The organism is Gallintestinimicrobium propionicum, assembly GCF_025567525.1.
Lineage (GTDB): Bacteria > Bacillota > Clostridia > Lachnospirales > Lachnospiraceae > Gallintestinimicrobium > Gallintestinimicrobium propionicum.
In genome coordinates this window covers 58197-71963 of sequence record NZ_JAOQJY010000004.1, presented here as the reverse complement: position 1 = coordinate 71963, position 13767 = coordinate 58197, and the positions used below count along the sequence as shown (strand labels likewise).

The following is a 13767-nucleotide window of genomic DNA, read 5'->3' as shown; positions in this document are numbered from 1 at the left end:
GAAAAAGGCGGCGAATAAGAGAAAACCTCTATCCTGCAGCTGCAACAATAGAATGCACGCTCCGCGAACATTCTATTGTCATGAATAAAAAAGCCGTGTGTTTTGGCAGGCATCGAAAGATGCTGTGCCGGACACACGGCTTTTTTGTCGTATAGGAAACTTCGTTTCCATACGACAAAAAAACTCCGCGAGGATGCGCACTCGGCGCAAGGGTAGATGGTTGCCGAGGCAACCGCGCCTCGGCGCGAGAATGTGCCAAGGCACATTCTTTTTTATGTGACTGTCGATGGAATAACAAAAGGAGGGCCGGCAGGTGTGCTCCTGCCGGCTGGTATGAAAAAGAAGTATTTCAGAAAAAGTTTTTCTTTATCTATGCTCTTATCATACAAGTCAGATGTGACAGGAGTCTGACCGAAAGATGAAAACTTTGTGAACGGTTTATGTACAGAAAAATAATCGGGGAACTGATTGTTCAGAAGCCGCTAAGAAAGCCTGCAGAAAGCTAAGCAGATGTTAAGGGTGTGTCGAATCTATGGAAGAAAAAAAGCTGGTTTGGTATGATGCTTTTTGAAATCCCGGACACGCAAAAAAGCGTTACGGAGAGAATATGCAGAAAGCGGGGTAAAGAAAAAATGAGTCAGATTTTTGGTGCGATTATGCTTGTGGTAATGGGAATTCTGGGCGGACTTCCCACCCTGTACCTGTGCGTGAGCCTGGTTGTGGTGCTGGCACAGAAAATATACGGAAAGGTTGTTCATGGAAAATCCTTATACGCTTAAAAAATTGCAAAAAGCAGTCCCGCCGCAGATAGAGACAGTCCGCCGGCGGGATTTTTTTCCCCATTTTGCAGAAAGATATGGTAAGATACAGAAGAGAAAGGCATTCGGAGAACACTGATGCAGAGAAAGAATATGATAGAACGAAAACAGAACCCGGAACAAAAAGGGCGGACGATCCTAAGAAACATCCTGATCACGGTGGGCATTATGGGCGCTGCGACGATTGTATGTCTGGCACTGCAGCATTTTTCAGAGGCGGATACGCATGTGCCGCTGCTGTTCGTGCTTGCGGTCGTGATTGTGGCGCGGTTCACGGAAGGATATGTTTATGGGATTCTGTCAGCGATGGCTGCGGTGGTTTTGGTCAATTATGTGTTCACCTACCCGTACTTTGAGTTGAATTTTTCGATTACAGGCTATCCGCTGACCTTTGTGGTGATGCTGGCGACGGCGGTTATGGTGAGCGCGCTGACGACGCAGATTAAATGGCAGGAGCAGATACGTCTGGAAGTGGAAAAAGAAAAGACACGCGCCAATCTGTTGCGGGCAGTGTCCCACGATATCCGGACGCCTCTGACGTCAATTCAGGCATCCGCGTCGGGAATTTTAGACAATTACGACGCGCTGGGACGGCAGGAGAAGGTGGAGCTTTTAGAAGGTATTCGCGACGAATCCCGGTGGCTGATCCGGATGGTGGAAAACCTGCTTTCGATCACGCGAATTAACGGGGATCGTGCGCAGCTTCAGACGACCTGGGAGGTCGTAGAAGAGGTCGTAGGCGGGGCGGTTGGGAAGTTCCAGAAGCAGTTTGCGCAGATCGAAGTAGAAACGAGCATGCCGGAGGAGGTCGTGATGGCTCCGATGGACGGCATTTTGGTGGAGCAGGTTTTGGTAAACCTGATGGAAAATTCTGCGATACATGGGAAAAAAACCACAAAAATACGAATATCCGTTCAAAAACTGCCGGAACGGGTGCTGTTCTGCGTGGAGGATAACGGAAAGGGAATTGATCCGGCGATTTTGCCGATTATTTTCGAAGGACAGCTTCCGACCGGCGATCATGCTGCGAGCGATGGAAAACGGAGCATGGGGATCGGACTATCGGTCTGCATGAGCATTATTCAGGCGCATCAGGGCGACATGAAGGCGGAAAATATGGCGGCGCACAGGGGAGCGAGGATCCAGTTCTGGCTGCCCTGTCAGGAAGAAAACTGGATGGAGGAAGCCTGAATGGAAGTAAGGGACAGAATTCTGATTATCGAGGATGACCGAAGCATCCGCAAATTTTTCCGGACAATTCTGGAAGCGAACCGTTACGATGTCATTTCGGCGGATACCGGCGAGGAGGGCTACAGCCTGATTACATCCCAGTGTCCGGATCTGGTGATTCTGGATCTTGGGCTTCCGGATATAGATGGTATGGAAATTTTGAGCAGACTTCGGAAATGGTCGGGCATGCCGGTCGTTGTGATTTCTGCGCGGAGCCATGAAAAGGACAAGGTGGAGGCACTGGACCTCGGAGCGGACGATTATATCACGAAGCCGTTTGGAACATCGGAAATGCTGGCGAGAATCCGGGCAGCGATCCGTCATTCGAGAACTGGCTATCAGGGACCGGCAGGTGGAATGACGGGCGTTTTTGAGGCGAAAGACCTGCTGATCGATTACGATAAACATCGTGCCTATAAGGGCGGCTTAGATCTGAACCTGACACAGAATGAGTTTCGGCTGGTGAGCCTTTTGAGCCGTTATGCGGGAAAGGTTCTGACCTATGATTTTATGATCCGGGAAATCTGGGGACCAAACATGGAAAATAATAACCGGATTCTGCGGGTCAACATGGCGAATATCCGACGTAAGCTTGAGAAAAATCCGGCACAGCCGGAGTATATTTTTACAGAAATCGGCGTCGGCTACCGGATGATCGAGCCGGAGGGCTGATCAAGACGCGAAAACAGGAGGAAAAGAAAAGATGCGAATTGGAATGGGATATGATGTGCATAGATTGCAGGAGGGTTGCAAACTGATTATGGGCGGCGTGGAAATCCCGTATGAAAAGGGACTTTTAGGACATTCTGATGCGGATGTGCTCGTACATGCCGTGATGGACGCCCTGCTTGGAGCAGCAGCACTCGGCGATATCGGTAAGCATTTTCCGGATACAGATCCCGCCTATAAGGGAATCAGCAGCATTCTGCTTTTGCAGAAAGTAGGGGAGCTGCTGGAAGAGCACTGCTTTCTAATTGAAAATATCGATGCGACGATCATCGCCCAGGCGCCGAAGATGCGCCCGCACATCGATCAGATGCGCCAGAACATGGCGGATGCGCTCAAAATCGACGTATCGCAGATCAATGTAAAGGCGACGACCGAGGAAGGACTTGGCTTTACCGGAGCCGGAGAGGGTATTTCTGCGCAGGCGATCTGTCTGTTAAACAGTCCGATGGGACTCTACGACCAGAATGTGACCAGCGGCTGCGGCGGCTGCGGCGGTTGTGGCGTGCAGTAAGTCTGCCTGTCGCATGGCGCAATCTTTGTAAAGTGACGGGAACGTTGGGGCAGCTGTCAAAGCTGGCATCGAAGCCCTCGCTCGCTGCATAAAATAAGAAAAGGGGACACTACCCTACTCAGCGCAGGCGGAACAAAAACACCGGCAGCCCTTGACAAAGAGAAGAAAATTTTTTATCCTAATTATAGTTGTGCAGATACTTCGGGAAGTCGCGAATCGCCAAAGCCGGAGCATCTGCGATATCGCTGAAATGAACAGATTGGAAAATGCATGGAACGGAAAGAGTATGCAGATAGACGGCGCCAGAGAGGGAATGCCATTGGCTGAGAGCAGTCCCCGCAGGTCTGTGCAGAAAGTGCATCCGGGAGCAGATTCTGCGAAGCCGACGGCATGAGCAGAGTACGAATTGCGCACGTTACGCGCCTGAGGGCAGGATTTGGAATCCTGAAACAGAGTGGAACCGCGGAATTTTTCGTCTCTAGGCTACAGAGGCGAAAAATTCCTTTTTTTATGACAATAGAAGGTTCACAGAGCGTGTATTCTATTGTATATTGCAAAGCAATGCTCCAAAGTCCGTGCATAGCATACACGAGACGTTGGGAACTGCTGTGATTATTCGAGAAAAGGGAAAGGAGAGTTTCGGATATGGGAATCATCGGAAATGTAAAAGAAGAGATCCGGCTGATCAGAGAGCGGGATCCGGCGATTCATTCTTCCATGGAAGTTTTTTTATATCCGAGTTTCCGGGCGATGCTGCACTACCGTGTGGCGCATAAACTGTATCTGTCCGGGCATTATTTCCTGGCGAGATGGATTTCACAGCGCGCGGTGCGCAAAACCGGCATTGAAATCCATCCGGGTGCGAAAATCGGAAAAGGCTTCTTTATCGACCACGGAAACGGCGTTATCATTGGAGAAACCGCAGAGATCGGCAATAATGTGACCCTGTATCAGGGTGTGACACTGGGCGGAACCGGAAAGGAGCAGGGAAAGCGTCATCCGACTGTCGGCGATAATGTCATGATCAGCGCGGGCGCGAAGGTGCTTGGATCCTTTACAATTGGGGAAAATTCCAAGATCGGTGCGGGAAGCGTCGTGCTTTCAGCGGTGCCTCCCAACTCTACGGTAGTCGGTGTCCCGGGCAGAGTGGTGCGCCGGTACAATCAGCCGCTCCCGCGGGAAACTCTGGATCAGGTGCATTTACCAGATCCGGTGCGGGAGGACATTATGACGCTGCAGAAAGCAAACAGCGAGCTGATCAACCGGGTTCTCGAGCTGGAAGTGGAAGTGAAGCGTCTGGAAAAAGAAAAGGAATCGAAAAACAATACGAAAGGAAACGAAAAACAGAATGAAAATTTATAATACATTGACAAAGAAAAAAGAAGAATTTGTACCGATCGAGCCCGGAAAGGTACGCATGTATGTATGCGGTCCGACCGTTTACAACTTTATTCATATCGGAAATGCGCGTCCGATGATCGTGTTTGACACCGTGCGCCGCTATATGGAGCATAAGGGCTACGAGGTAAACTATGTCAGCAACTTCACCGACGTGGACGATAAAATCATCAAAAAAGCGGTAGAAGAGGGCGTAGATGCGAATGTCATTTCCGAACGCTATATTGCAGAGTGCAAAAAGGATATGGCTTCCTTAAATGTCCGTCCGGCAACAACCCATCCTCAGGCTACACAGGAGATCTGCGGCATGGAAGAGATGATCCGCACGCTGATCGAAAAAGGCTATGCCTATGCAGCGGAAGATGGCACGGTTTACTACCGTGTCAGAAGCTTCAAGGATTACGGCAAGCTTTCCCACAAAAATCTGGATGACTTAGAGGGCGGCAAGCGTTCCCTGCTGGTTTCCGGTGCAGACCAGAAGGAAGATCCGCTGGATTTTGTCCTCTGGAAGCCCAAAAAAGAGGGCGAGCCTTTCTGGAAATCCCCGTGGTGCGACGGCAGACCGGGCTGGCACATTGAGTGCTCCGTCATGAGCAAAAAGTATCTGGGGGATGAAATTGACATCCATGCAGGCGGCGAAGATCTGATTTTCCCGCATCATGAAAACGAAATCGCGCAGTCCGAGGCTGCAAACGGAAAACCCTTCGCACATTATTGGATGCATAATGCCTTTTTAAATATCGACAACCACAAGATGAGCAAATCTGCGGGCAATTTCTTTACCGTCCGCGATATCGTTGCAAAATATGATCCGATGGTGCTGCGCTTCTTCATGCTTTCCGCCCACTACAGAAGCCCCTTAAATTTCAGCGCAGAGCTGATGGAGGCCGCTGCAAACAGCCTGGAAAGAATCCGCACTGCAGTTGCTACTCTGCAGTTTAAGGCGCAGAACGCAGAAGACAGCGAGCTGACAGAGCAGGAGAAGGAGCTTCTTGCGCAGGCAGCAGGATTTGAAGCGAAATTTGATCAGGCGATGGACGATGATTTCAACACCGCGGATGCAATCGCAGCGATCTTCGAGCTGGTAAAATTTGCCAACACCTGCGGTGATACAGAGCACACCAAGGCATTCTGGGAGGCTCTGAAAGAAAAGATCACAACCCTCAGCGATGTCTGCGGTCTGATCGTAGAGAAAAAGGAAGAGCTGCTGGATGCAGACGTGGAGGCTCTGATTGAAGAGCGTCAGGCTGCCCGCAAAGCGAAAAACTTCGCGCGCGCAGATGAAATCAGACAGCAGCTTCTGGATATGGGCATCGTGCTGGAGGATACCAGAGAGGGCGTAAAATGGAAGAGAGCCTGAGCCTGCTTGGCGCAATCCGGAAGAAATTTGTATGCGATCGGGTGGACATCCGGACCTATTCCCCGCTGACACTGGCGTTTGTCGGGGACTGCATCTATGATCTGGTCATCCGCACGATCGTTGTGGAGCGCGGCAATACTGCACCCGGCGTCCTGCATACCAAAAAGAGCTCCATCGTAAAGGCGCAGGCGCAGGCAGCACAGGCGGATGCGCTGATGGAGGAGCTGACTGCAGAAGAGCAGGCAGTTTACCGCAGAGGGCGGAACGCCCATTCCCATTCAGCAGCCAAAAATGCATCGATCGGGGATTACCGCAAGGCGACCGGATTGGAAGCACTGTATGGATTTTTATACCTGACCGACCAGACCGACCGGCTGCTTTGGCTGATTGCGAAAGGGCTGGAGCTGACCGGGCAGCAAATATGATCAAATAGGAGAGCACGCAGATGCGTTATGAAGAATTTACAATAGAAGGCAGAAATGCGGTGATCGAGGCGTACCGGGCAGGACGTCCGATCGACAAGCTGTTCATTCTGGACGGCTGCCAGGACGGACCGATCCTGACGATCAAACGGGAAGCAAAGGCGAAACAGACGCCTGTTAAATTTGTAACAAAGGAACGCCTGGATCAGCTTTCTGAAACCGGAAAGCATCAGGGTGTCATTGCCTATGCGGCGGCTTACGAATATGCGACTGTGGAAGAGATTCTGGACAATGCCCGTCAAAAAGGCGAAGCACCGTTTTTATTTTTACTGGATAACATCGAAGATCCGCACAACCTCGGCGCGATTATCCGAACCGCCAACCTGGCGGGCGCACACGGCGTGATCGTTCCCAAAAACCGGGCGGCAGGGCTGACGGCGGTTGTGGCAAAAACCAGTGCAGGAGCGCTTAACTTTACTCCGGTGGCAAGGGTGACGAACCTCGCAAAGACCATCGAAGAGCTCAAGAAAGAGGGCATCTGGTTTGTCTGTGCAGATATGGGCGGCACGACGATGTATGACCTGAATTTAAAAGGGCCGATCGGACTTGTTATCGGCAATGAAGGAGAGGGCGTTGGACGTCTTGTGAAGGAGAAATGCGACATGGTCGCATCCATTCCGATGAAAGGCGATATCGATTCTCTGAACGCTTCCGTGGCAGCGGGTGTTCTGGCTTATGAAATTGTGCGTCAGCGTCTGCAGTAAGGGCATCTGAGAGAAAATTGGCGAAATTGGCAGGAAGCATGAAAAAATACGAAGAATGTCAGGACGATGAACTGATCCGGAGGCTGCGGGACGGCGATGGCAGCGTCATGGATTATCTGATGGAAAAATATAAGGATCTGGTGCGGAGAAAGGCGCGTTTGATGTATCTTCCGGGCGCGGATCAGGAGGATCTGATCCAGGAGGGAATGATCGGGCTGTTCAAGGCGGTGCGGGATTATGAAAAAGACAGGGACGCGTCTTTTTCCACCTTTGCAGACCTTTGTATTTCCAGACAGATTTATACGGCAGTAGAGGCGGGCGCACGCAAAAAGCATGCGCCCTTAAATCATTATGTCTCATTGAGCCAGCCGGAGGACCGGGACGAGGACAAACAGGCGTATGAGCCGGAGGATGTCTGGGAAAAAAGTCCGGAGGAGCTTGTCATCGATCAGGAAAACACGAGACTTCTGGAAGAAACGATCGAGCAGGAGCTGACGCCGTTAGAAAAGCAGGTCATGGATCTGCACCTGACCGGCATGGGCTACCGGGAGATCGCAAAGGTGCTCGGCAGAGACGGGAAAAGTACGGATAACGCCCTGCAGCGCAGCCGCGGAAAGCTGCGCCGGGCGCTGGATAAAAAGACGGAGCAGGAAAAGGAAGTGCTGCGCCCGTCCAAAGGAGAGGAATGAGTACATATGACGGAAAATCTGTTTTTGCAGGATCAGGCGGTTTCCTTTCACAGACCCTATCCTGCGTCCCTGACCGCACTGCATGAAAAGCAGCCGGAGCAGGGAATTTTTTATCGACAGGATGGAACGCCTTTTTTGAAGCTCTGGATGAAAAATGCCTGCGACGTAAAGATCGTCATAGGGCAGGATACCTATATCCTGCTGGAGGTGGAGCGCAATCTCTGGGAGGTGACGCTGCCGCTGGAGCCTGGCTTTTATTATGCGGCGTTGTATGTGGACAGCGTTGAGATCGCGAGTCCCTATTTGCCCATCGGCTACGGGCATTCCAGACCGTGCAATTATCTGGAAATCGGACCGGTCATGGAAGCGTGCCGTTTAAAGGACGTTCTACATGGGAGCATCCGGCATGAATATTTTTATTCTGAAGTGACGGGACAGACGGAAAGCTGTTTGGTGTATGCGCCGCCCGGATATGACCGGGATCAGCTGCGGCTTCCGGTGCTGTATCTGCAGCACGGTTTCGGAGAAAATGAGGGAAGCTGGGTCTGGCAGGGAAGAATCGGCTGGATGATGGACAACTTTCTTTCTGAGAAAAAAGTCATGCCGATGCTGATCGTCATGGCGGACGGGATGATGTCCGAGGACGGAGATCCGGAGAAAAAAATCAATCCGTCATTGTTTACGAAATTTCTGACGCAGGATCTGATGCCGTATGTAGAGGCGCGTTACCGCGTACTGACGGGACGGGAAAACTGTGCGGTCGCCGGGCTTTCGATGGGATCGATGCAGGCGGCCATGGCAGCGTTTTCCTATCCGGAAAAATTTGCCTGGATCGGGCTTTTTTCCGGCTTTCTGCGCAATTATATCGGTGTGGAGGAAATTGCGGACAGCCATTTGATGCAGGCGTTTGCGGACGTAGAGGCATTCAATCAGAATACGAGACTTCTGTTCCGTGCGATGGGGCGTGAGGATTCCTTCTTTTCGTGGTTTATGCAGGAGGATCAGCTCTGCGAGGATTACGGCTTTAAGCAGGTGCGCCGGGTCTACGAGGGCGGACACGACTGGAATGTGTGGAGAAAGTGTGCGGCAGAATTTTTGCCGATGCTGTTTCGGACACAGGAAATAAGGTAAAGAATGGCTTCGCGGACGTTTGTGCGCCGCGAGTCGCAATACGTGAAGGTGGACGTACAGTAGGATCAGGTACAGTTGCTACAATCATCGAGTAATACAATCTGAATATAGATTTGTTATCGCAAGATAACGTTGTGTCCAAACGTAAGATACCCGTAGAACTTCGGTTCTACGGGTTTTTCTGTATCTTAAAGAGAGAATGATTTGAAAAATTATAAGTAGAGAAATAGCGAAATATTTATCAGCAAGATAAAATACAGATAAATTTAAAATTGAAAAATAAGACCAGTGGTGCCAAAACGGTGCCCAAAAAGAAACTCCTGCGAATGTTTGCCATTCACAGGAGTGATTTTTTACCAACCTTTAATCTGCTTGATCTGTTCAGCACGTTTCGGATCTCGATGATATTGCAGTTTCAGACGGATTGTTTCTACAACTTCCTGTCTGGCTTCATCATCAAGCTGATAGAATGATGTAAGTAGATTATCTACATCAGGCATACTATTTTTGCCAAAAAGATACATCAACGGATACATAGAATTTTTTAAGTAAGTCTTTACACGACTTGCGTCTAAGGCTCCGTTCAAACCGTCTGGAAGTGTAGGATAAATCTCTTCTTCCTTAATTGTGTCAGAAAATGGACTGGCAGAACATATCTCATTCACATCAATTTGCAATTCGTTTGCAAGTCTTAAAGCAAAATCAAATCGAATATTGGAATCTTTTTGAATGATTGAATATAAGGTTGTAGCACTGATTCCAGTTGCTTTTGCAATTTTACGGACATTTATAAGTGGTTAAGAGATCTGATGTATGCGTAGAAAATGGAAAATATGTTACAAATAAAACGAGAATTTGAACTCGAAATTTGGAAAAAATAATGAAAATAACTTGACATTTGAAAATAAGAGATGTATTCTTAAGATAAATTCAATAAACGGGAGGTGGATAAAAATGTTTAATCTTGAAGAATTGAGCTTGGAGTTTGTAGAGATTTCTGAATTAAAAACCTCTAAGAACTTATTTGGACCAGTTATGTACGGAACAGGTGTGAGAATGTAGTTTGTAGAAAAGACTTGCTCTATGTAAAAAGAAATATAGAGTAGGTCTTTTTTATTTAAAAAGGATTATAGGAGAGAATATATGAATAAATTAACTACAGCTGTATGGGAAATAACAATGGGTTGTAATATGCGTTGTAAACATTGCGGTTCAAGTTGTGCAGAAGCGCTACCCGATGAGTTGAATACATCAGAAGCTCTTTAGGTGTGTGACCAATTAAAAGATTTGGGATTAAAAGTTATTACATTATCTGGAGGGGAACCTACGACACGTAGTGACTGGCATATTATTGCGAAAAGATTAGTAGATAATGGCATAATAACAAGTATTATTACAAATGGTTGGTTGATTGATGAAAACTTTATTCATAATGCGATAACATCAGGAATTAGAAGTGTCTGTTTAAGTATTGATGGTCTTGAAAAAACTCACGATTTTATACGGAGATCGGGATCATTCAATAAAAGTATTAAAGCATTGAAAGAATTAAGAAAAAATAATATTTCGACATCAGTAATAACTTCAATAAATAAAGAAAATATATGTGAATTGGAAGAACTATATCAATTATTAAGTGATTTGGGAGTTAATAGTTGGCAGTTACAGATTGCATTACCAATGGGGAATTTTGCAAAACGCCCAGAATGGCTTATAGAACCTCAAGATATTCTTTCTATTATTGATTTTGCATATAATAAAATTGGAGGTAAGTTGTTAATTGTTTTGGCAGATTGCATAGGTTATTATAGCAATAAAGATATAAAAGTAAATGAGAATTTTCTTAATGATAATTGGTCTTGGACAGGTTGTGGAGCAGGAAAGCATGTAATTGGTATTCTGCATAATGGAGATATTGTTGCTTGTACTTCTATTAGAGATAAAACATTAGTAGCGGGAAATATTCGTGAAAAATCTTTAAAGTCGATTTGGGAAAGTCCGGACTCTTTTAAGTGGAATAGAAATTTTGATAGTAGTAAGTTAAAAGGATTTTGCAGAGAATGTCGTTATACAGAACGATGCTTAGGAGGATGTAGTAATAGTCGTTATTGCATTAACGGCTCATTTGAAAGTGAAAATAGATACTGTGCATATAATGTTGAAATGAAAAAATGGAAAAAATATTTGGAATCACTTAATGATATATCAGAAATTGATAATGTTATAGAAAAAGCAGCGGCTTTAAAACATCAGGATCTTTATAAGATAGCTTGCGAAATTAAACAATCTAAATTATGATTAGAGAGGTAACAAATATGAATAAACATGAGTTATATCATAACCACAATTATGTTTATCTGCTGACTTCTAATATTATTAACCGCTGTGGTGATTCATTAGATACAATACTTTTTACATGGTTGGTATATTTACTTACAAATAGTGCAGGGTGGTCTGCGATTATTTTTGGTATTAATCAAGCTACTTCTGTAATTATTCAACCATTTATAGGTCCATTAGTCGAGAATATGAATAAAAAGAAAGTGTTAGTACTTTCAGATATAGCTCGAGTTCTGTTAGTTTTGTATATATTATATGTATATACACAAAACATGCTTTCACCATTAATATTGGTTTTTATGACAATATCCATTTCATTAATAGAAGCATTTCATATGCCAGCAGGGGTAGCAGTTATTCAGCATGTACTTCCTAATGAACATTATGATAAAGGTGTAAGTGTCAATGTGTCTTGTACCAAAATAGCAGTATTAGTTGGAACTGGCTTGTCAGGCATAGTGATTAGTTCATTTGGAATAGGTATTTCTTTAGCGATAGATGCTTTGATATTTTTAATATCAGCGTTGCTTATAGTAAAAATAGAATTTTCTGTTCAAGAAGAAAAGAAGACAAACCGAATAATTGGCAGAGAATATTTAATTTCGCTTAGAGGTGGATTTAGTTATGTATTTGACCATAAGAAGCTATTAAAACTATGTTTTTTATGTATTCTAATTAATTCAGCAGTGGTTCCATTTGATGCACTGCTCGCCCCGATTGCAAGAGAAATGTTTAGTGGAGATGCCAAAATTGTTTCATTACTAAGTGTAAGCGTAACTATTGGTACTATTTTGGGATCATTGACTTTTGCAAAAATGAAAGAGGAGAAAAAAAATAATACACTTGTTACATTTTGTGGAATTGTTTTAGGTGTATACTATGTTTTTATTGCATTTGTTTCAAAATATATTGCAAATCCTATAACTCAAAAATTACTGTTGCTAATCGGTTCGATAATAATTGGTGCAGCATTGGGATTAATGATTACTTATGTACAAGTGAAATTTGTAAAAGAAGTTACTAAAGAATATATAGGACGTGTTTCTGCAATTCGATTTTCACTTACATACGCATGCGCGCCAGTGGTATCTTTTGTGATTAGTATTATATACAAAGTTACTGTTGTTGATACAAGTTCACTTTTTGTGGGATTTGGTATTGTAATAATAATTCTTTTTCTTTTGGCAAATAAGATTACGTTTTCTCCTTTGAAGAAAGGCGATAAAAGTTATTAGAAATTATTTATATGAAAAACTGGCTGCTTTTTGGCTATAAATTAAAGCTGATAGAGAAGAGTATAAACAACAGAAGAGAAGCTTTTTGACTGAGGCTTCCGGTGCCAAAACGGTGCCAAGAAATCAGGCAAATAAAAATAAATAGTACAAATCAGTCGTTTTTCACTGTATTTTGGAGAGAAAACCATAAAAAATATGAGGTAAAATGATATTAAAGTATCGTGAAGGTGGACGTACAGTAGGATCAGGTACAGTTGCTACAATCATCGAGTAATACAATCTGAATATAGATTTGTTATCGCAAGATAACGTTGTGTCCAAACGTAAGATACCCGTAGAACTTCGGTTCTACGGGTTTTTCTGTTGTCTGGAAATATATAAAAGGTAAGCGCTTAATTTCTGGGTAACTTTTCACTGGCTATTTTGTAGTCCATAATGATGATAGGAAATAGATTTTTACTCCATTCCGTTGATAGGAGATAGAAATTCACTACACATGGAGGTTTCATTATGGCTGACAAACGTGCCCCAGGGCGTTCCCTGGATGAATGGATGAAACTGGTGACTGAGTGCAGGCAGAGCGGTCTGACGGATGCGGCATGGTGTACTGAGCACGGGATCTCTCCCAGTTCTTTTTACAATGCGGTTACGCGTCTTCGTAAAAGAGCCTGCCAGATACCGGATCCGGTTGGAAAAGCCAATACCCTTGACTTTACATAACAAAATCCCTAAAAACCATGTGGACACAGAGTGAAATCTGGATTTTCCACCACAAATCACCATTTGCACACCGTAATACACCGGTCTGATATCAATAGAATGCACGCTCTGCGAGCATTCTATTGTCATGAACTAAAAAGCACCTCAGATTCCTCTGAGATGCTTGAAAAGCTGCTGACGGGAATCGGACCCGTGACCTCCGCACTACCAATGCGACGCTCTACCGACTGAGCCACAGCAGCATATGAAATTGTAGCAGTCACTGTTAGATATCTTATCAGACAAAAACGAATCTGTCAATAAGAAACTGCTTTATTCTGTTCTTTAAAAGAAACAGAAGAGCTGCTGACGGGAATCGGACCCGTGACCTCCGCACTACCAATGCGACGCTCTACCGACTGAGCCACAGCAGCTTATGAA

At 45.5% G+C, this 13767-nt stretch carries 15 protein-coding genes, 2 tRNA genes and 1 other annotated feature; of the genes, 14 read left to right on the top strand and 3 right to left on the bottom strand.

Features of this window, described 5'->3' with window-relative positions:
• The first annotated feature begins 632 nt into the window (after positions 1–632).
• From OCV62_RS04375 to OCV62_RS04330, 10 genes are all read left to right on the top strand, one after another.
• On the top strand, positions 633–779 hold the full coding sequence (locus tag OCV62_RS04375; protein WP_262585336.1) for a hypothetical protein: 147 nt from the start codon (positions 633–635) through the stop codon (positions 777–779).
• A gap of 117 nt (positions 780–896) precedes the next feature.
• Positions 897–2009, top strand: a complete 1113-nt coding sequence (locus OCV62_RS04370) for a sensor histidine kinase (protein ID WP_262585335.1) — start codon at positions 897–899, stop codon at positions 2007–2009.
• Positions 2010–2720, top strand: coding sequence for a response regulator (locus OCV62_RS04365; protein ID WP_262585334.1), 711 nt, complete (start codon positions 2010–2012; stop codon positions 2718–2720). It begins immediately after the preceding gene.
• A gap of 31 nt (positions 2721–2751) precedes the next feature.
• The gene (gene ispF / locus OCV62_RS04360; RefSeq protein ID WP_021914399.1) at positions 2752–3288 is read left to right on the top strand and encodes a 2-C-methyl-D-erythritol 2,4-cyclodiphosphate synthase; all 537 of its coding nucleotides are present in this window, start codon (positions 2752–2754) and stop codon (positions 3286–3288) included.
• A gap of 262 nt (positions 3289–3550) precedes the next feature.
• Positions 3551–3771, top strand: a binding site (T-box leader).
• A 162-nt stretch (positions 3772–3933) separates the two neighbouring features.
• Positions 3934–4650 carry a serine O-acetyltransferase gene (gene cysE, locus OCV62_RS04355; RefSeq protein WP_262585330.1) on the top strand — a complete coding sequence of 239 codons (717 nt, stop codon included), beginning with the start codon at positions 3934–3936 and terminating at the stop codon, positions 4648–4650.
• Complete coding sequence (gene cysS, locus OCV62_RS04350) at positions 4637–6046, top strand: cysteine--tRNA ligase (protein WP_262585329.1); 1410 nt, start codon at positions 4637–4639, stop codon at positions 6044–6046. Before cysE ends, cysS begins: the two co-directional genes overlap by 14 nt.
• The gene (locus tag OCV62_RS04345; protein ID WP_117960568.1) at positions 6031–6471 is read left to right on the top strand and encodes a Mini-ribonuclease 3; all 441 of its coding nucleotides are present in this window, start codon (positions 6031–6033) and stop codon (positions 6469–6471) included. Before cysS ends, OCV62_RS04345 begins: the two co-directional genes overlap by 16 nt.
• A gap of 20 nt (positions 6472–6491) precedes the next feature.
• Positions 6492–7232, top strand: a complete 741-nt coding sequence (rlmB, locus tag OCV62_RS04340) for a 23S rRNA (guanosine(2251)-2'-O)-methyltransferase RlmB (protein WP_117960566.1) — start codon at positions 6492–6494, stop codon at positions 7230–7232.
• 38 nt (positions 7233–7270) lie between these two features.
• The gene (sigH, locus tag OCV62_RS04335; RefSeq protein WP_117960564.1) at positions 7271–7921 is read left to right on the top strand and encodes an RNA polymerase sporulation sigma factor SigH; all 651 of its coding nucleotides are present in this window, start codon (positions 7271–7273) and stop codon (positions 7919–7921) included.
• A 6-nt stretch (positions 7922–7927) separates the two neighbouring features.
• Complete coding sequence (locus OCV62_RS04330; RefSeq protein ID WP_262585326.1) at positions 7928–9052, top strand: alpha/beta hydrolase-fold protein; 1125 nt, start codon at positions 7928–7930, stop codon at positions 9050–9052.
• A gap of 353 nt (positions 9053–9405) precedes the next feature.
• Here the strand turns inward: OCV62_RS04330 and OCV62_RS04325 are convergent, their stop codons facing one another.
• Entirely contained in the window at positions 9406–9717 is a 312-nt protein-coding gene (locus OCV62_RS04325) for a hypothetical protein (RefSeq protein WP_262585324.1), read from the bottom strand.
• A 478-nt stretch (positions 9718–10195) separates the two neighbouring features.
• Between OCV62_RS04325 and OCV62_RS04320 the strand changes: the two genes are divergently transcribed.
• From OCV62_RS04320 to tnpA, 4 genes are all read left to right on the top strand, one after another.
• Positions 10196–10318: a hypothetical protein gene (locus OCV62_RS04320; protein WP_262585322.1), complete on the top strand. Its 123-nt coding sequence runs from the start codon at positions 10196–10198 to the stop codon at positions 10316–10318.
• The gene (locus OCV62_RS04315; protein ID WP_330667238.1) at positions 10319–11350 is read left to right on the top strand and encodes a radical SAM/SPASM domain-containing protein; all 1032 of its coding nucleotides are present in this window, start codon (positions 10319–10321) and stop codon (positions 11348–11350) included.
• A gap of 17 nt (positions 11351–11367) precedes the next feature.
• Positions 11368–12627: an MFS transporter gene (locus OCV62_RS04310; protein ID WP_262585319.1), complete on the top strand. Its 1260-nt coding sequence runs from the start codon at positions 11368–11370 to the stop codon at positions 12625–12627.
• 510 nt (positions 12628–13137) lie between these two features.
• A complete protein-coding gene (tnpA, locus tag OCV62_RS04305; protein ID WP_117962580.1) occupies positions 13138–13347 on the top strand; it encodes an IS66 family insertion sequence element accessory protein TnpA in 210 nt (69 codons plus the stop codon).
• Between the two features lie 169 nt (positions 13348–13516).
• Here the strand turns inward: tnpA and OCV62_RS04300 are convergent.
• Positions 13517–13589 (bottom strand) — tRNA-Thr (locus tag OCV62_RS04300).
• A gap of 98 nt (positions 13590–13687) precedes the next feature.
• A tRNA-Thr gene (locus OCV62_RS04295) sits at positions 13688–13760 on the bottom strand.
• Between the last annotated feature and the right edge of the window lie 7 nt (positions 13761–13767).